This is a genomic window from Halorubrum laminariae, from assembly GCF_024494655.1.
Classification (GTDB): Archaea; Halobacteriota; Halobacteria; order Halobacteriales; family Haloferacaceae; genus Halorubrum; species Halorubrum laminariae.
Genome location: NZ_JANHDL010000007.1, coordinates 52,278 through 67,693, shown reverse-complemented (window position 1 = coordinate 67,693; position 15,416 = coordinate 52,278). Strand labels below are relative to the sequence as shown.

Genomic DNA, 15,416 nt, shown 5'->3' with positions numbered 1-15,416 from the left:
ATAAGTGTCCGCGTGGCCGCCGCGCTCAAGTCGACCCCGTTCGTACGGCCCGTATGTCGACGCAAACGTGGACGCAAGCGCGGGTGCGCGCGCTTCACGACGACCTCGTGAATCTGTACGAGCCCGTCGATCGGGAGACCGAACACGGCGCGGACCCCACTGCGAACCCCGGAGAGGGCGTCCGACAGCTGGTGACGACGATTCTCTCACAGAACGTCGCCGACGAGAACACGAGCCGCGCGGCGGCGGCCCTGTTCAATCGCTACGCTGACTTCGCCGCGATCGAGGCGGCCGATCACGACGAGTTGGCTGAGACGATCCGCGTCGCCGGACTCGCCGACCAGAAGGCCGCTCGGATCCAGCGGGCGCTTTCCGCGGTCCGCGAGGAGACGGGCGGTGCGTACTCGCTGGCGTTTCTCGACGCCATGGCGACGGACGGGGCAAAGGCGTGGCTGACCGATATCAAGGGCGTCGGACCGAAGACCGCGAGCGTGGTGTTGAACTTCCACTTTGGCAAGCCCACGATGGCCGTCGACACCCATGTCGAGCGCGTCTCGAAGCGGTTTGAGCTGGTTCCCGAGTCGGCCTCGAACGCGGCCGCTCACGATCGACTCGACGAGATAGTCCCCGACGAGCTAATCTATCCGCTTCACGTGTTGTTGATCCGCCACGGGCGAACCCACTGTTCGGCCCGCGATGCCGACTGTGCGAACCCGGTGTGTGAGACGTACTGCGACTGCAATTTCTGTCCGTGACTGGCCTCGTGCAGGCGCTTTTGGCGAGTCTCACACGGCGTCCACTTCTCTCACAGCACGCGCAGGGCGATCCGCTGTGGTACGTCCGGTGGGTCGATCTGCGTGCCGCCGAGTTCGTGACCTCGATACGGACACCGCCGCTCACCGAGGCGATGACCTCGATGACCGGTCTCGGGTCGGTCACGGCGGGCGTCGTGCTCGTCGGGCTGTTCCACCTCGCGGGGTGGCGCGAGGAGTTCCGCACGAGCGTGGTGGCGCTGTCGATTCTCGGGATCGTCGTCTGGGGGTTGATGTCGGTCGTAGAGCGACCGTTCCCGTCGAATCCAGTCTGTGTGACAGAGGGGTCGTCCGGGACGACGAGTTCGTTTCCGTCGGGGCACGCGGCTGCCGTCACCGCGTACGCGATGGTGGCCCGGACCTCGGAGGAGCTTCTATTCGCGGCCACGACTGCGCTTGCCGCGCTGATCGCGTTCTCGCGGATATACCTCGGAACGCACTACCTCTCGGACACCGTCGTCGGAATCGGGCTCGGGATGGTGTCGGTGGTGATCGCCGAGCAGATTCTCGATCGGACCGACATCGACGCGCTCCTAGATCGGCTCCCGTTCGGTTCCGATCGCTGAGTGCGGGGCCGAGAGCGCCCCGGAGCGACAGCTATTTTTGCGCCACCCGGATACGGTAGTTCGCGCGCGGGTTGCCGAGCCAGGCCAAAGGCGTAGCGCTTAGGACGCTATCCCGTAGGGGTCCGCCGGTTCGAATCCGGTCCCGCGCATGAGTGAACGAAGTGAGCGAAGAGCAGGGGCGGTTCGAACCCTGCAAGACGCAGCGCGAACGAAGTGAGCGACCGTCTTGTTCCGGTTCGAATCCGGTCCCACGCATGCTTCTCCGAGCATTTCGCGAGGAGAAGCATCCCGATGAGGATTCGAAGCAGGGAACGGAGCGAAGCGGAGTGACTGAGGTTCGAATCCGGTCCCGCGCATACCGTCTCGAACAGATGTGAGAGACGTGTATACGCAACGAATGTGAGTTCCCGGCCGATCCTCACCGCTCGATACCGCTCTGTGCTTTGATCTGCATGATGTGACGGACGTTGAGGTAGATCTCCTCCGGCGACGTCTGCTCGTTCGGATCATACAGATCCGATACGCGGTAGAGGATCGCCGAGAGCTGCTGACTCTCAGAGCTGTCGCCGCGAACGTCGTTCGCGATGTCACGGAGAAAGGCTCGAACCGCGGCGTCGTCGGTGACGTCGTCGGTGGCGGCGTTCGCCGCCGAGTCGGGCACTACTGGGTCGACGCCGGCGGCGTCGAGCGGATCTGCGGGCTCACCGTTCCGGTCGTCTCGGTCCGCTTCGTTGTCGCCGGTCATCGGCTCTCGGACGCTTCGCGTCGGCGGACGATACCGGCGTTGTTCGCGACGTTCTCGACGATCAGTTTGAACGCGTCAGCGGTCTCGCCGTCGTCAAGCACGACCGGGTTGCCGTCGTCGCCGCCGGTGCGGACCGCGGGATCGAGGGGGACGCCACCGAGGAACGGGAGATCGTGTTCCTGCGCGAGCGCCTTTCCGCCGCCGGAGCCGAATATTTCGTGGAAGCCGCCGCAGTCCGGACACCGGAAGCCGGCCATGTTCTCGGCGACGCCGAGCACGTTGGTGTCGTGTTTCCCGAACATCCGCAGACCCTTCACCGCGTCGTCGAGCGCGACCTCTTGCGGGGTGGTGACGATCACAGCCCCGGTGAGCGGGAGCGTCTGGAGGATCGTGAGTTGGGTGTCGCCGGTGCCCGGCGGCAGGTCCATCACGAGGTAGTCAAGCTCGCCCCACTCTACGTCCTCCACGAGTTGGGTGATGATTTTGTGAACCATCGGACCGCGCCAGATGACGGGGTCGTCTTCGCCGGTGAGAAAGTCCATACTCATCAGTTTCACACCGAACTTCTCGGTCGGGACGATCGTCTCGCCGTCGGTCTGCGGACGCTCCTCGGCCGAGAGCATCCGCGGGACGTTCGGCCCGTACACGTCTGCGTCGAACAGTCCGACGCGCGCGCCGAGCGCAGAGAGCCCCGACGCGATGTTGACCGCCATCGTCGACTTTCCGACTCCGCCCTTTCCGGAGGCGACCGCGATCACGTTTTGGACGCCCGGAAGGACCTGATCGTCCGCCGAGAGGTCGTCCGGAATCGACGCTGACAGTTCGACATCTAGGTCGGTGTCCGCGAGCGCGTCCCGCACGTCACCGGCAATCTCGGACTCGTGTGGCGAGAAGGGCGCACCGAGCGCCAGCGACACGTGGACGACGCCCGCCTCGGTGTCGATATCGATGTGGTTCACCAGCCCGAGGGAGACGATGTCATCGTGGAGATCGGGATCCTGCACGGTCGCGAGCCGCTCGCGCACGTCCGCTTCGTTCATGCCCGAACGCAGGGTGGTGAGTCGAATAAGAGTTCGGTACGGTGCTCGGTGCGCCGAGGCAAGCGTTTATTGTTCGGGTCGCTGCAACTTCACGTATGCTCGGACGAGTGAGGACGGATACGACGATACGGGTCATCCACGTCGAAGACGACAGTGCGTTCGCCGACCTCACCGCGTCGTATCTCGACCGTCTCGATCCGAGGTTCGAACACCAATCGACACGGACGATCGCGGACGCGAAGCGCCGGTTCGAAGCGGGGCCGGTCGATGCGGTCGTCTCCGATTATGACCTTCCGGACGGCACGGGTATCGACTTCCTCGAAGACGTGCGCGAGACCGATCCCGAACTCCCGTTCGTGCTCTTCACCGGAAAGGGAAGCGAGGAAGTCGCAAGCGAAGCCATCTCGGCGGGCGTCACCGACTACCTGCAGAAACGGGGCAGCACGGACCAGTACGAGGTGCTCATCAATCGGATTCGAAACGCTGTGGACCACCACCGGCTCAGTGAACACGTCGAACGGAGCGTCGCCGCACTGGAAGCAGCGAGCGAGCCGATCGCGATCCTCGATTCCGACGGGACCTACCTGTTCGCCAACGACCCGTACGCCTCGGTGTACGGCGTCGAAGTCGGCGAGTTGGTCGGCACCCACTGGGAGGAGTTCTACCCCGACGACGAAATTGAGCGTTTTAGTCACACAGTCTTACCGAGCGTGAGCGACGACGGCCACTGGACCGGGGAGGCGACAGTCGAGACACCGGACGGGTGTCGGATCCGCGAGCAGTTGTCGTTGACTCACACGACCGACGGTGGGCACGTGTGCATCATCAGAGGAACGGAGCAGATCAGAGAGTCGTAGGACGACCCAACACAATCTTTCGCACTGATCCGGGGTCGACGTGCGCAACGAACAGTCACTCAGATCCGCCGTCGATCCGTGTGCCGGCGTCGTCGCCCCGCAGGAACGCCGCGAGGCCGTCCGCACCGAACACCTGTGCCGGCGCGTCGAGATCGAGAAGTTCGCGGACCTTCGCCGCCATTCCACCAGAAACGTCGGTCGCGTCGCTCGCACCGAGCGCGTCGGCGACCGGTTCGAACGCGTCTATCGCGTCGATCACGTCACCGTCGACATCGAGAACGCCCGGGACCGTCGAACAGACGCCGACACGTTTCGCACCGAGCGCGGTCGCCAGTTCGACGACCAGTTCGTCGCCAGAGACGACGGTCACACCCGCCCCAGCGGTGGCGACGCCGTCGCCGTGGAGCACGGGAACGAACCCCTCGTCGAGCAAGGTCGCCGTCGAGGCGCTCGGAAGGTCAAGGTCGCCGCTCGCGCCGTCGGGGCGGGCAGCGACCGAAAGCGGGTGAACCGGAACGGCCGGCACACCTCGCTCGTGAAGCCGGGCGAGAACGTGTCGGTTCAGAGTCGTCATCGCACCGTGGATGTCCATCACCGCGTCTACGTCGCTCGTGCCTGCAGTCGTCGAGACGCCGTGCTCGCTCGCGTGGTGATGCCCGAAGCTACCGCCGCCGTGAACGACCACGAGTCGCGAGACCGATCCGTCATCGCGAGCCGCGGCGATCGAGTCGCAGGCCGCGTCGAGCGCCGCGTCGTCGAGCGTCTCGGACCGGTCTTTCTCTGTGATCAGGCTTCCACCAAGCTTGAGCACGACGGGCGGTGTCGACGCGTCGGAATCGGAGGTCGGTCCACCGCCCATCACGGCTCCACCACCCGGACGCCCTCCGTCGCGAGCGACGCCCGAAACGTCACCTCACAGCCCTGCGTGAACGAGAGCGCGGTCTCCGTCTGATCGCTCGGATCGAGCGCGACGATACAGCCGCCCCCGCCGGCACCCGTGAGCTTCGCGCCGTGCGCGCCCGCGTCTCGGGCGGCCCACACCATCGTGTCGAGCGAGCGCGCGGAGACACCGAGCGCGGCGAGGAGTCCGTGGTTGAAATCCATCAGTTCGCCGAGTTCCTCAAGCGTCGCCGGCGATGGGTCTCCGCCCGGATCCGCGTCCGCGAGCAGGTCTTCGCCAGTTCGGACGATGTCACCGATCGCCGTGACCGTGTCGGCGGCGAACGCGTATTCCTCCCGGAGTTTCCCGACGCCGGCGACCAGCTCTCCGGTGTCGCCGGCACCGCCGTCGAAGCCGACGACGAACGGAAGGTTGGGAGCGTCTATCGGCTCGCAGTTGTCGCCTTCGACCCGGACCGCACCGCCCATCGTCGAGCAGAATGTGTCGGCGCGCGAGGCCTGTCCGTCCTGTACTTCGTACTCCGCGTGATACGCCCGGTCGGCCAGTTCGCGCGGTTCGAGAGGGTTGCCGAGCGCGCGGGTCGCCGCGTCGATCCCGGCGACGACCACGGCCGCCGAGGAACCCAGCCCGGCCCCGAGCGGGATGTCGCTCTCGACCGTGATGTCGAATCCGGCGTCGGGAGCGTTCGCCGCATCTCGGGCCTGTCTGACCGCGGCGTCGACGTAGCCCATCGCGGCCTCGACGAGTGGGGTCGGCACGTCGACGTCCGGTCGGACCTCCGTGCCGCCCGCGTACTCCACGGTGAACCCGTCGAGCGAGAGATCCTCGGCCTCGACGCGGACGTGATCGTCGCCACGGGGCTCGGCGGACACGGTTGCTCGGCGCTCGATCGCCGCGGGCACGGCCGGCTCGCCGTACACGACGGCGTGTTCGCCGAAGAGGTACACCTTCCCCGGCGCGTCACAGACGGTCATACGAATCTCCTCTCTCCGCGTGCTTACAGGCGTTGCGCTTGGTCCCCGGGCGACATCCTCCGCAGTCCCCCCACCTTTTCGTCTGTCGCTCCCGTCGCGTGTGCCATGCAGATCCTCTCAAACCTACTTGCGGAGTCCCTTCGGGGGTTCCTCAACGGACTTGCCGCCGCGGTCCCGCGCGTTCTCTCGGGGCTGGTCTTCCTCACGCTCGCGTACGTAGTCGTTCGGATCGTGCTCGCGATCGTCGACCGGTCAGTCGGACGGATCTACGCCGGCGATCGGGCGCTGATCGGGAACCTGCTCGTCACGGTCGTCGCCATCTTCCTGTGGTTCGGCGTCGGGCTCACGTTCCTGAAGGTCGTCGGGATGGGTGACGTCGCGGCCAGTCTCGGGACCGCCGTCGGCTTCATCGCGCTCGGCGTCTCCTACGCCCTCTCAGAGATGATCGAGGACACCGTCGCGGGCGTCTACCTCCTTCGGGATCCGGACTTCAACCCCGGCGACCGCATCGAAGCGAAAGGCGTGACGGGGACCGTCGCCGCGATCGAACTGCGGAAGACGCGTATCGACTCGGACGACGGGAACCGGATCGTGCTCGCGAACCGCGAGATCGAGTCGCGGTGGGCGTTAGACGAGCACGCGCAGTCGGAGCCGGAACCAGTGGCCGAAGAGTAGCGGCCGGGTAACGTGACGTGGTCGGCTTATATACGAAACCGGCGGTATCGGGCCCATGGCATCCACAGCAGCGGGCGTCGGAGTCAGCGGATCGAGCAGAAACACGGCCTTTGCCGCGATCGCACACGTTCTCGCGCTGTTCGCGTGGATCGCCGGTCCACTCGTGATCTACGTCGTCACCGAGGACGCCTTCGTCAGAGAGAACGCGCGGAACGCGATCAACTGGCAGATCTGCTTCGCGATCTATTCGTTCGTCGCGCTCACAGTCGCGTTCGCGCTCGCCGGAATCGGGTTTCTGGTGTTTCCCGCCCTCGGCGTCGTCAATACCGTGCTGGTCGTCATCGGGGCAGTGAAAGCCGCAGGCGGAGAGACGTGGGACTACCCTCTCACGATCGATCTCCTGTAGTCGCAGAAAAGTCGAACTCGAACGTGAAACGCCGTCTCAGAGGTCGTCTTCGAAATCGTCGAGCGCGAAGACGGTGTCAGCGCCGCGGCGGTCGAGCGTCTCGTTGGCGAGCAGCCAGTAGACGACCGACAGCGCGCGTCGACCCTTGTTGTTGGTCGGGATGACCAGGTCGACGTTCGACAGCTGGTTGTTGGAGTCGCACATCGCGATCACGGGAATGCCGACGGTGATGGCCTCCTTGACGGCCTGTGCGTCGCCGATCGGGTCGGTCACCACAACGACGTCCGGCTCGATGTAGCCGGCGTAGTCGGGGTTCGTCAGCGTGCCGGGGATGAACCGTCCCGTGCGGGCGCGAGCGCCGATGGCGTCCGCGAACTTCTCGGCTGGGAACCGACCGTACTGCCGCGAAGACGTGACGAGGATCTGTTCGGGATTGTAGTTCGCGAGGAAGTCCGCGGCGGTGCGGATGCGCTGGTCCGTCGTGCTCACGTCGAGCACGTACAGGCCGTCGTCGCGGACGCGGTGGATGAACCGCTCCATGTCCTTCGTCTTCTGCTGGGTCCCGATGTGGACACCCGCGGAGAGGTAGTCCTCGACGGGGATCAGCAGGTCGACATCGTCGTCGGGCATGACGTTGTCGTCGAACGGGGAGGTCTCCTCCTCGTCTGCGACATCGTCGTCCGCATCCGCCGTCACGTCGGCGGCCTCGGCGGATTCGGCGTCTCCGGGTTCGGCGTCGGCGGACGCCCCGTCGGCGGCCGCGTCGGCGGTCGGTTCTTCGGTCGTGTCGGCCTCCTCCTCGACCGCCGCGTCGACCGCCTCGGTCTCCGCGTCGTCGAGTTCGACCGCGTCGTTGTCTTCACTCATGCGTGTGGGTGTCCGTCATACCGCGCCGTCCGCGATGCGGACCAGTTCGTTCAGCTTGGCAGTGCGCTCGCCGCCGACCGTGCCGGTCTTGATGTAGCCGGCGTCGGTCGCCACGGCGAGGTGTGCGATGGTCGTGTCCTCCGTCTCGCCCGAGCGGTGAGAGATAACCGTCTCGTACCCGTTTCGGGCGGCGAGTTCGACCGCATCGAACGCGTCCGACAAAGTCCCGATCTGATTCGGCTTGATCAGGATGCTGTTTGCCGCGCCGACGTCGATCCCCTCCCGGAGTCGTTCGACGTTGGTGACGAACAGGTCGTCACCGCAGATCAGCGTCCGGTCGCCGACCCGGTCCGTCAGCTCCGCGAACGCCTCGTAGTCGTTCTCGTCGAGGGGATCCTCGACGTACGCGAGGTCGTACTCGTCGACGAGTCCGGCGACGTACTCGACCTGCTCGTCCGTCGACTTCGTCTCGTCGCCGTACACGTACGCCTCGCGGTCGTCGTCGTACAGCTCCGCGGCTGCCATGTCGAGCCCGAAGCGGATCTCGAAGCCCACCTCGCTCTCGACGCGGTCGACCGCCTCCTCGACGACCTCAAACGCGTCCGCGTCCGATATCGGCGGTGCCCACGCGCCCTCGTCGCCCTTCGCCGCCGGGACGCCGCGCTCGTCGAGCACGTCCGCGACCGACGCGTGGACCGCGGCGTTCGCGAAGACGGCCTCGGAGACGCTCGGCGCACCCACGGGTGCGGCGAGAAACTCCTGAATGTGCGTGGCCTCTTTGGCGTGTTCGCCGCCGCCGACGACGTTGCCGAGCGGAACGGGGAAGTTGTCGCCGCGGAACGCGCCGCCGAGGTGCTGGTACAACGGCGCGCCGAGCACGTCGGCGGCGGCCTTCGCGGCCGCCATCGAGATCGCGACCGCGCTGTTCGCGCCGATCGCGGAGAAGTCGTCGGTGCCGTCGGCCGCGCGCAGGGCGTTGTCGACGGCGCGCTGGTCGCCGGCGTAGAGCCCTTCGACCCGCGGAACGGCGTGCTCTCGGGCCTTCGCGATCGCCTCGCTCGCCGGCAGTTCGATCGCCTCGTACTCGCCGGTGGACGCCCCGCTCGGGGCCGCTCCCCGACCGAAGCCGCCGGACTCGGTGAGCACGTCGGCCTCGACCGTCGGGTTGCCCCGCGAGTCGAGCACGCGGCGCAGCGAGACGCTCGTGATTCGCGTCATTTCTCACCCTCCCGTCGGACGGTGAAGGGGAGCACACCCGCGTCGTACTCCTCCGCGGCGACGAGAATGGGCTCCGTCTGGTCAGACTCGATCAGCACGGGCGCACCGTACGACACCTGCAGCGCTCTTGCACCGAGGATGCGCGCCTTCTCGTATCGATTATATCGTTGTGCAGACATGTTACTGGTACGGGGAGACGACGTCGACGAGGTCCCGGTGGCTGACCATCATCCGGCGACAGCAGTGCCGGTCGACGCCGAGTTCGTCGAGAACCGCGCCGGGGTCCTCGTCGCCCTCGCGGGCTCGCTCCTTGAATTCTTCCCAGTGTTCACCCACGACGTTGCCGCACGTGAAACACCGAACGGGGATCATCATAACTGGATCACCTCAGCGGTAGGACTTCTGGTAGCGAGCACGCGCACCCGGTCCGCCCCACTTCTTGGGTTCGGACTGGCGAACGTCGTTGACCAGGAGCGTTCGGTCGAAGTTCATGTAGGCGTCGCGCAGCTCCGCGTCGCCGAGATGTTGAACGATCCCGCGCGCGATGGCGGTGCGAGCGGCGTCGGCCTGACCGCTGAAGCCGCCGCCCTCGACGGAGACGTCGATGTCGACGCCGTCGCGAAGCTCCTCGCCGGCGATTCGGAACGGTTCTAGCATCTTGAGCCGTGCCTGCTCCGGTTCGACCAGCTCGACGGGCTGGGAGTTGATGCGAACGCGGCCCTCGCCGTCGCGCACCGTTGCGCGAGCGACGGCCGTCTTCTTCTTGCCTGAGGTGTTCGTTACCATGTGACGTTAGCTCCCAGAGACTCGGAGATGTCACCGAGCGTGGTGAATTTGATGTTCGAGAGTCGGTCCAGCGAGGTACCGTCGAGGACGACGCTCTCGGCGTCGTCGTCGCGCTCGTAGGGGTTACCCACGTAGACGCGAACGTTCGAAAGCGCCTCGCGGCCGTCTTCCGTCTTGTACGGCAGCATGCCGCGAATGGCACGCTTGAAGATCCGGTCGGGGCGCTTCGGGTAGTACGGGCCACTGTCGGAGCCGAGCTCCGCGCGGGTGTGGTACGTCTCCATCGTCGCCTCTTCGTTGCCGGTGATGACGGCGTGTTCGGCGTTGACGACGGCGACGGACTCCCCGGCGAGGGCGCGCTGGGCGACCTCCGAGGAGACGCGGCCGAGGATGCAGTCGCGGGCGTCGACGACGACATCCGCGTCGATCTTCGCGAGACTCATCGAATCACCCGGACGTTGCTTCCTTCGGGGTTCTGTTCGACGAACTGTTCGAGTGACACCGCTTCGCCGGCCTGGTCGATCTTCGTGCGGGCAGTTCCCGAGAAATCGACGGCGGCGACGGTGACGTTCTTTTCAAGCACACCGCTGCCCAGCACCTTGCCGGGGACGACGACCGTCTCGTCTTCCTGCGCGTATCGTTCGATACGGCCCAGGTTGACCTCAGCGTGCGTGCGCCGTGGCTTCTCCAGTCGGTCCGCGATATCCAGCCACACGTTGGCTCCGGAATCGCGCGAAACCGACTTCAGATCGGCGATGAGGTTCTGTAATTTCGGATTCGTCTTGCTACTCATAGCTGTCCCTCCTGTGTGGAGAGTTCGTTGAAAACGGAGTGCAGGGAGCAGGATTTGAACCTGCGGACCTCTACAGGACAGCGCCCTGAACGCTGCGCCGTTGGCCTGACTTGGCTATCCCTGCGTGCACTCCTGCGTAATCCGGCTCCCTTCAAACCACTTTCGGTCCCGGTGTCACCGGGACCACGCGACCGTTCGGCGGCGCGAGCGTCGGCGTCGCGACTGCGGGCAGGGGCGAGCGCCGACCGGGTGGTTCGAAGGTCCGTCATTACGTTAGACCGTGACTTTCGTCTGTAGTTCGTCCGCGCGCTCCTCGAGGGAGTCGATCGCGCGGAGCAGCAGTTCCTCGACGCTGAACGATCCGTCCGTCTCGATATGGAAGACGAACGTACCGGGGACATCCTCGACGCTGACTTCCTTGCCGGGGTACCGGTTTGAGAGGTCGTTGTCGAACTCGTCCGTGAGCACGACGTCGCCCTCTGGCGTCTCGACGACGCCACGGAGGATCTGCGACTCGTCCTCGTCGAACTCGCCGCGGTCGCCATCGACGGCGATGCGCTGGAGGTGTCGGTAGCCGACGGAGACGCCGCCTTGGTGTTTGGCGTGCTCCTTTCCGGTGTCTAACACCGCGTCAGCCTCGAACTCCAGCCGCTGTCCCTCCTTCAGCTCGATGATCGGGACGTTGTCGTCTGCGACCTCGACCAGCGGATCGGCGCTCTCGATGTCGCCTGAGTAGGCCGTCGCGGGCCCCTCGACGTCGAGTGCGAGCGTGACCTCGTCGCCGACCTCGAAGTCGTCGAGCGGGGTCGTGAGGGGAATGAGCCCCAGCCGCAGGCCGATCATCTCGTCGAACATGACGGAGGAGTTCTCGACGAACCGAACGGTGTCGATCGAGAACGTCGGGACGTCGGCGATCATCGCGCGGCGGATGCCGTTCGCGAACGCCGGAGTGAGCCCGCGGATCAACACCCGCGCGCTGCGTTCGTCCCGTTCGACGTACTCAACGTCGAAATCTGCGTCACTCATGTCAGACTCGCTTGTTCTTCGGTGCCTTCGTCCCGTCGTGCGGGATAGGCGTGACATCTTCGATCCGGCCGATCTCGACGCCAGCGCGCGAGAGCGCTCGGATCGTCGCCTGCGCACCGGGACCGGTGGATTTGTTGAGGTTGCCGCCCGGGCCGCGCACGCGAACGTGCACGCCCTCCAAGCCGGCGTCTTTGACGCGCTCGGCGACGACTTCCGCCATCTGCATGGCGGCGTACGGCGACGCCTCGTCGCGGTTCTGTTTCACCACGGTGCCGCCGGACGACTTGGCGATCGTCTCGGCTCCCGTCTCGTCGGTGACCGTGATGAGCGTGTTGTTGAACGATGCGTACACGTGGGCGATTCCCCACTTTCCGTCCTCGGATTCACTCATGGTTAGTTACTCCTGTGACTCCGCGCGCTCGGGGTGGAGATCGTCCGCGAGCGGGCTGTTCTCGTCGAAGTCGATGGTTCCCTCGTCGGCCACGTCGACCTTCACCGAGGGGCGCGTCACGCGCGCCCCGTCGACGGTGATGTGGCCGTGGACGAGGAACTGGCGGGCCTGCTGCGTCGAGGACGCGAGACCCTGCCGGTAGACGACCGTCTGGAGACGGCGTTCGAGCAGGTCCGTCACGTCGAGTGACAGGACCGTCGAGATGTCGTCGTTGTCGCCGAGGATGCCGATGCGGCGGAGCCGTGCGACGAACTCCGAGCCGGCCTCCTGGGCGGCGTCGACGTCGCCCTGAGCCTCGCCGAGCAGTCGCCGCGCCTCGCGGCGCATACTGCGCAGTTCGGACTGGGCGCGCCAGAATTCCTCTTTGTTCTTCAGGCCGTACCGCGAGAGGAGGTCCGACTCCTCGGCGATCCGCTCGCCTTGGTACGGGTGGTTCGGCGTCTCGTAGCCTTTGGTGTTCTTGCCGGTGCTCATTCCTCGTCACCCGCTTCGTCTTCCGCCATCTCCTCGCGGATCTCTTCGACGTTGACGCCGATGGTGCCCTCGGAGCGGCCCGTGGACTTCGTGCGCTGGCCGCGTACCTTCTGGCCGCGCTTGTGGCGAACGCCCTTGTACGATTCGATGATCTTCATCCGGTTGATGTCGTGACGACGCTTCTCGCTGACGTCGGTGCCGACGAGGTGCGTCGTCTCTCCGGAGTAGAAGTCGTTCTGTCTGTTCGTCATCCACGACGGGACGTGGTCTTCGAGGTTCTCTGCGATGTCGACCACCGCGTCGATGTCACCCTCGTCGAGGAGACCGAACGTGGCGTTGCGGTCCACGTTGGCCTTCTCGGCGACCAGCCGCGCCGTGCGCGTGCCGATGCCGTCGAGTTCGGACAGGCTTCGCTCGACCGTCTTCGTCCCGTCGAGGTCCGCGCCCCCGATCCGGACGAAGTACTGGAGGTCTTCTTCCTCCTCCGGCGAGTCGTCCTGTGATTCTTCCGTGCTCATGTGTTGGTTGTCGTGAGCCCTGCCGGCGCGATTCCGGCGGTACTCGGTCCGTTCGAGCGTTGCGGCGGGGATTCGAACCCCGGAGGCAGTGACGCCACAGAGTTAGCAACCCTGCGCCTTGGGCCAAGCTTGGCTACCGCAACTCGCGTCGTATCATCGCCCTCTCGGACTCGGGGCCCGGTACCCCTGCAGTTCGTGCATCCGTACGGACCCGCCTTCGGTACTTAAACATCACGAAAGCCGCGGGTGAATACGCCGATACCGCGCGGATGAGAGGATGTACCGTGGGACGAAATCACGGCCGGTTGGCGTACTGTTTAGTGGGTGCCGCGGGTGGTAAACAGTGTGCAAGCAGTCCAATTCGATTCCCACGGCGACCGCGACGTGATCGAGTACGGCGAGTTCCCGGACCCGGAGCCCGACCGCGGCGAGGTGCTCGTAGACGTCAAGGCGGGCGCGTTGAATCATCTCGATATCTGGACCCGGCGCGGCATGCCCGGTATCGACCTAGAAATGCCGCACATCCCCGGCAGCGACGCGGCGGGAGTCGTCGAGGCCGTCGGCGAGGGAGTGACGCGGTTCGAGCCGGGCGATCACGTGGCCGTGAGCGCCGGCGTCTCGTGCGGGGAGTGCGAGTTCTGCCGAAGCGGCGAGGAGTCGCTTTGCGCCTCGTTCCACATCATCGGCGAACACGTCCGGGGCGTGCACGCCGAGACGGCCGCGGTGCCCGCCGAAAATCTCGTTCCCGTCCCGTCGGGCGTCGACTGGGAGGTCGCCGGTTCCGCGTCACTGGTCTTCCAGACCGCGTGGCGGATGCTCCACACGCGAGCTGATATCGAGGCGGGCGAGAAAGTGCTCGTGCTCGGCGCGTCGGGCGGCGTCGGCCACGCGGCGGTCCAGATCGCCGACCACGCGGGCTGTGAGGTGTTCGCGACCGCCTCCACGGAAGACAAGCTCTCGCACGCCGAAGATTGCGGGGCCGACCACGTCATCGACTACGAGGCGAACGACTTCGCCGACGAAATCGCCGAGATGACCGGGAAACGCGGGGTCGATGTCGTGGTCGATCACATCGGTGAGGCGACGTATCCTGACTCGCTGAAGTCGATGGCGAAGGGCGGACGGCTCGTCACGTGCGGGGCGACCACCGGCCCGAACCCGGGAGCGGGGCTCAACCGAATATTCTGGAACCAGCTGTCGGTGATCGGCTCGACGATGGCGACTCCCGGCGAGGTGGACGACGCATTGCAGCTCGTCTGGGACGGCACGTTCGAACCGCGGATCCGCGAGGTGCTCCCGATGAGCGAGGCCGCTCGCGCGCACGAACTGATAGAGAACCGTGAGGGCTTTGGCAAGGTGGTGGTAAAACCCGACAGTGAGTTCTGATCCCGACGCCGACGACGCCACCAATGAGCCCGACGCCGACGGATTCGGACGGAAGGGGTGGGCGCTGACGGCGGTTCTTTTCACGTGCGTCCTCGTTATCCCCGGGATCATCTACGTGTATCCGTACGCCGCCGGCGCGTTCGGGTTCACATTCTTCGCGACGTACCTCGCGCTGCCGCTTGTTCCCGCGATCCTGCTCGGGCTCGTCGCCGTGTGGTCGATGACGGCGGCGACTCGGGACCAGTAACGGGGACCGCCGTCGCTCGCCGCGCTCGTCGGGAGCGGCGAACGACAACCGTTTTGAACGATACCCGCGGAGTAGCGATATGTTGATCACCGTCTCCGGCCCGCCGGGAAGCGGGAAGAGCACGAACGCCACGGCGCTCGCCGACCGGCTCGGTCTCGGTCACGTCTCCGGCGGCGACATCTTCCGCGAGATGGCGGCCGAACGCGACATGACACCCGTCGAGTTCAACGAATTCGCTGAGAAGGACCCGCAGATCGACCGCGACCTCGACCGCCGGCTCCACGAGATCGCCACGACCCACGACGACGTAGTCCTCGAATCGCGGCTGGCCGGGTGGCTCTCCGACGACGCGGCCGACTTCCGCTTCTGGTTCGACGCGCCGATCGCGATCCGAGCCGAACGGATCGCCGACCGAGAGGACAAGCCGGTCGATCGCGCAAAAGCCGAGACGGAACGCCGCGAGGCGTCCGAGCGGAAGCGATACCAAGCGTACTACGACATCGACATCGACGACCTGTCGATCTACGACGCAGCCTATAACACCGCCCGCTGGGGACCGGACCGCTTCATCGACGCCCTCGTCGCGACGATCGACGCGTACGATCCCGACGAGGACGAGGGGAAGGCACCCATCGAGGGCGTCAGCTACGACTTCTGAGCGCGCGACCAGATCT

The 15,416-nt window shown here is 65.9% G+C and carries 22 protein-coding genes, 3 tRNA genes and 1 pseudogene; 9 read left to right on the top strand and 17 right to left on the bottom strand.

Annotated features, from left to right (window positions below; genetic code table 11):
• The first annotated feature begins 53 nt into the window (after positions 1–53).
• From NO887_RS12660 to NO887_RS12650, 3 genes are all read left to right on the top strand, one after another.
• Positions 54–755 (top strand): endonuclease III domain-containing protein, encoded by a 702-nt coding sequence (locus NO887_RS12660; RefSeq protein WP_256418647.1) that lies wholly within the window; start codon positions 54–56, stop codon positions 753–755.
• A complete protein-coding gene (locus NO887_RS12655) occupies positions 752–1,378 on the top strand; it encodes a phosphatase PAP2 family protein (RefSeq protein ID WP_256418646.1) in 627 nt (208 codons plus the stop codon). The genes NO887_RS12660 and NO887_RS12655 overlap by 4 nt, the downstream gene beginning before the upstream one ends.
• 64 nt (positions 1,379–1,442) lie before the next feature.
• Positions 1,443–1,527, top strand: a tRNA-Leu gene (locus NO887_RS12650).
• 269 nt (positions 1,528–1,796) lie between these two features.
• On the opposite strand, the gene NO887_RS12645 is transcribed toward NO887_RS12650, so the two are convergent.
• Both NO887_RS12645 and NO887_RS12640 read right to left on the bottom strand, forming a co-directional pair.
• Positions 1,797–2,123, bottom strand: coding sequence for a DUF7976 family protein (locus NO887_RS12645; protein ID WP_256418645.1), 327 nt, complete (start codon positions 2,121–2,123; stop codon positions 1,797–1,799).
• On the bottom strand, positions 2,120–3,163 hold the full coding sequence (locus tag NO887_RS12640; protein ID WP_256418644.1) for an Mrp/NBP35 family ATP-binding protein: 1,044 nt from the start codon (positions 3,161–3,163) through the stop codon (positions 2,120–2,122). The genes NO887_RS12645 and NO887_RS12640 overlap by 4 nt, the downstream gene beginning before the upstream one ends.
• 95 nt (positions 3,164–3,258) lie before the next feature.
• Between NO887_RS12640 and NO887_RS12635 the strand changes: the two genes are divergently transcribed.
• Entirely contained in the window at positions 3,259–4,020 is a 762-nt protein-coding gene (locus NO887_RS12635) for a response regulator (protein WP_256418643.1), read from the top strand.
• 55 nt (positions 4,021–4,075) lie between these two features.
• On the opposite strand, the gene NO887_RS12630 is transcribed toward NO887_RS12635, so the two are convergent.
• Positions 4,076–4,879, bottom strand: a complete 804-nt coding sequence (locus tag NO887_RS12630) for an isopentenyl phosphate kinase (protein WP_256418642.1) — start codon at positions 4,877–4,879, stop codon at positions 4,076–4,078.
• A complete protein-coding gene (gene mvk, locus NO887_RS12625) occupies positions 4,879–5,895 on the bottom strand; it encodes a mevalonate kinase (RefSeq protein WP_256418641.1) in 1,017 nt (338 codons plus the stop codon). The genes NO887_RS12630 and mvk overlap by 1 nt, the downstream gene beginning before the upstream one ends.
• A gap of 105 nt (positions 5,896–6,000) precedes the next feature.
• Between mvk and NO887_RS12620 the strand changes: the two genes are divergently transcribed.
• Both NO887_RS12620 and NO887_RS12615 read left to right on the top strand, forming a co-directional pair.
• Positions 6,001–6,570 carry a mechanosensitive ion channel family protein gene (locus NO887_RS12620; protein ID WP_256418640.1) on the top strand — a complete coding sequence of 190 codons (570 nt, stop codon included), beginning with the start codon at positions 6,001–6,003 and terminating at the stop codon, positions 6,568–6,570.
• Positions 6,571–6,625: 55 nt separating this feature from the next.
• Entirely contained in the window at positions 6,626–6,976 is a 351-nt protein-coding gene (locus NO887_RS12615) for a DUF4870 domain-containing protein (protein WP_256418639.1), read from the top strand.
• 36 nt (positions 6,977–7,012) lie between these two features.
• Here the strand turns inward: NO887_RS12615 and rpsB are convergent, their stop codons facing one another.
• The 13 genes from rpsB to NO887_RS12550 all read right to left on the bottom strand — a co-directional run bounded on the left by rpsB (position 7,013) and on the right by NO887_RS12550 (position 13,252).
• A complete protein-coding gene (gene rpsB, locus NO887_RS12610; protein ID WP_256418638.1) occupies positions 7,013–7,843 on the bottom strand; it encodes a 30S ribosomal protein S2 in 831 nt (276 codons plus the stop codon).
• A 15-nt stretch (positions 7,844–7,858) separates the two neighbouring features.
• The gene (gene eno, locus NO887_RS12605) at positions 7,859–9,061 is read right to left on the bottom strand and encodes a phosphopyruvate hydratase (RefSeq protein ID WP_256418637.1); all 1,203 of its coding nucleotides are present in this window, start codon (positions 9,059–9,061) and stop codon (positions 7,859–7,861) included.
• Positions 9,058–9,240: a DNA-directed RNA polymerase subunit K gene (locus NO887_RS12600; protein ID WP_256418636.1), complete on the bottom strand. Its 183-nt coding sequence runs from the start codon at positions 9,238–9,240 to the stop codon at positions 9,058–9,060. Before NO887_RS12600 ends, eno begins: the two co-directional genes overlap by 4 nt.
• Position 9,241: 1 nt before the next feature.
• Positions 9,242–9,436 carry a DNA-directed RNA polymerase subunit N gene (locus tag NO887_RS12595; protein WP_256418635.1) on the bottom strand — a complete coding sequence of 65 codons (195 nt, stop codon included), beginning with the start codon at positions 9,434–9,436 and terminating at the stop codon, positions 9,242–9,244.
• 12 nt (positions 9,437–9,448) lie between these two features.
• Positions 9,449–9,847 carry a 30S ribosomal protein S9 gene (locus NO887_RS12590; RefSeq protein WP_256418634.1) on the bottom strand — a complete coding sequence of 133 codons (399 nt, stop codon included), beginning with the start codon at positions 9,845–9,847 and terminating at the stop codon, positions 9,449–9,451.
• Positions 9,841–10,290 (bottom strand): 50S ribosomal protein L13, encoded by a 450-nt coding sequence (locus tag NO887_RS12585; protein ID WP_256418633.1) that lies wholly within the window; start codon positions 10,288–10,290, stop codon positions 9,841–9,843. Before NO887_RS12585 ends, NO887_RS12590 begins: the two co-directional genes overlap by 7 nt.
• Positions 10,287–10,640, bottom strand: coding sequence for a 50S ribosomal protein L18e (locus NO887_RS12580; protein ID WP_256418632.1), 354 nt, complete (start codon positions 10,638–10,640; stop codon positions 10,287–10,289). The genes NO887_RS12585 and NO887_RS12580 overlap by 4 nt, the downstream gene beginning before the upstream one ends.
• Before the next feature lie 39 nt (positions 10,641–10,679).
• Positions 10,680–10,764 (bottom strand) — tRNA-Leu (locus tag NO887_RS12575).
• Between the two features lie 149 nt (positions 10,765–10,913).
• The gene (locus tag NO887_RS12570) at positions 10,914–11,666 is read right to left on the bottom strand and encodes a DNA-directed RNA polymerase subunit D (RefSeq protein WP_256418631.1); all 753 of its coding nucleotides are present in this window, start codon (positions 11,664–11,666) and stop codon (positions 10,914–10,916) included.
• 1 nt (position 11,667) lies between these two features.
• The gene (locus NO887_RS12565; protein WP_004046448.1) at positions 11,668–12,057 is read right to left on the bottom strand and encodes a 30S ribosomal protein S11; all 390 of its coding nucleotides are present in this window, start codon (positions 12,055–12,057) and stop codon (positions 11,668–11,670) included.
• Positions 12,058–12,063: 6 nt separating this feature from the next.
• On the bottom strand, positions 12,064–12,591 hold the full coding sequence (locus NO887_RS12560) for a 30S ribosomal protein S4 (RefSeq protein ID WP_256418630.1): 528 nt from the start codon (positions 12,589–12,591) through the stop codon (positions 12,064–12,066).
• A complete protein-coding gene (locus NO887_RS12555) occupies positions 12,588–13,109 on the bottom strand; it encodes a 30S ribosomal protein S13 (RefSeq protein WP_256418629.1) in 522 nt (173 codons plus the stop codon). Before NO887_RS12555 ends, NO887_RS12560 begins: the two co-directional genes overlap by 4 nt.
• Positions 13,110–13,166: 57 nt before the next feature.
• A tRNA-Ser gene (locus NO887_RS12550) sits at positions 13,167–13,252 on the bottom strand.
• 202 nt (positions 13,253–13,454) lie between these two features.
• Here NO887_RS12550 and NO887_RS12545 point away from each other — a divergent pair.
• From NO887_RS12545 to cmk, 3 genes and pseudogenes are all read left to right on the top strand, one after another.
• Positions 13,455–14,495 carry a zinc-binding dehydrogenase gene (locus NO887_RS12545; protein WP_256418628.1) on the top strand — a complete coding sequence of 347 codons (1,041 nt, stop codon included), beginning with the start codon at positions 13,455–13,457 and terminating at the stop codon, positions 14,493–14,495.
• 16 nt (positions 14,496–14,511) lie between these two features.
• Positions 14,512–14,742, top strand: a pseudogene (locus NO887_RS12540) (DUF7977 family protein); the annotation flags it as partial.
• A 79-nt stretch (positions 14,743–14,821) separates the two neighbouring features.
• Entirely contained in the window at positions 14,822–15,400 is a 579-nt protein-coding gene (cmk, locus tag NO887_RS12535; RefSeq protein WP_256418627.1) for a (d)CMP kinase, read from the top strand.
• The last annotated feature ends 16 nt before the right edge of the window (positions 15,401–15,416 follow it).

Bases quoted from the DNA above. Each gene is read 5' to 3' on its own strand.
- NO887_RS12660 (WP_256418647.1), top strand. From the start codon at position 54: ATGTCGACGCAAACGTGGACGCAAGCGCGGGTGCGCGCGCTTCACGAC.
- NO887_RS12645 (WP_256418645.1), bottom strand. From the start codon at position 2,123: ATGACCGGCGACAACGAAGCGGACCGAGACGACCGGAACGGTGAGCCC.
- NO887_RS12640 (WP_256418644.1), bottom strand. From the start codon at position 3,163: ATGAACGAAGCGGACGTGCGCGAGCGGCTCGCGACCGTGCAGGATCCC.
- NO887_RS12635 (WP_256418643.1), top strand. From the start codon at position 3,259: ATGCTCGGACGAGTGAGGACGGATACGACGATACGGGTCATCCACGTC.
- NO887_RS12630 (WP_256418642.1), bottom strand. From the start codon at position 4,879: ATGGGCGGTGGACCGACCTCCGATTCCGACGCGTCGACACCGCCCGTC.
- mvk (WP_256418641.1), bottom strand. From the start codon at position 5,895: ATGACCGTCTGTGACGCGCCGGGGAAGGTGTACCTCTTCGGCGAACAC.
- NO887_RS12620 (WP_256418640.1), top strand. From the start codon at position 6,001: ATGCAGATCCTCTCAAACCTACTTGCGGAGTCCCTTCGGGGGTTCCTC.
- NO887_RS12615 (WP_256418639.1), top strand. From the start codon at position 6,626: ATGGCATCCACAGCAGCGGGCGTCGGAGTCAGCGGATCGAGCAGAAAC.
- rpsB (WP_256418638.1), bottom strand. From the start codon at position 7,843: ATGAGTGAAGACAACGACGCGGTCGAACTCGACGACGCGGAGACCGAG.
- eno (WP_256418637.1), bottom strand. From the start codon at position 9,061: ATGACGCGAATCACGAGCGTCTCGCTGCGCCGCGTGCTCGACTCGCGG.
- NO887_RS12600 (WP_256418636.1), bottom strand. From the start codon at position 9,240: ATGTCTGCACAACGATATAATCGATACGAGAAGGCGCGCATCCTCGGT.
- NO887_RS12595 (WP_256418635.1), bottom strand. From the start codon at position 9,436: ATGATGATCCCCGTTCGGTGTTTCACGTGCGGCAACGTCGTGGGTGAA.
- NO887_RS12590 (WP_256418634.1), bottom strand. From the start codon at position 9,847: ATGGTAACGAACACCTCAGGCAAGAAGAAGACGGCCGTCGCTCGCGCA.
- NO887_RS12585 (WP_256418633.1), bottom strand. From the start codon at position 10,290: ATGAGTCTCGCGAAGATCGACGCGGATGTCGTCGTCGACGCCCGCGAC.
- NO887_RS12580 (WP_256418632.1), bottom strand. From the start codon at position 10,640: ATGAGTAGCAAGACGAATCCGAAATTACAGAACCTCATCGCCGATCTG.
- NO887_RS12570 (WP_256418631.1), bottom strand. From the start codon at position 11,666: ATGAGTGACGCAGATTTCGACGTTGAGTACGTCGAACGGGACGAACGC.
- NO887_RS12565 (WP_004046448.1), bottom strand. From the start codon at position 12,057: ATGAGTGAATCCGAGGACGGAAAGTGGGGAATCGCCCACGTGTACGCA.
- NO887_RS12560 (WP_256418630.1), bottom strand. From the start codon at position 12,591: ATGAGCACCGGCAAGAACACCAAAGGCTACGAGACGCCGAACCACCCG.
- NO887_RS12555 (WP_256418629.1), bottom strand. From the start codon at position 13,109: ATGAGCACGGAAGAATCACAGGACGACTCGCCGGAGGAGGAAGAAGAC.
- cmk (WP_256418627.1), top strand. From the start codon at position 14,822: ATGTTGATCACCGTCTCCGGCCCGCCGGGAAGCGGGAAGAGCACGAAC.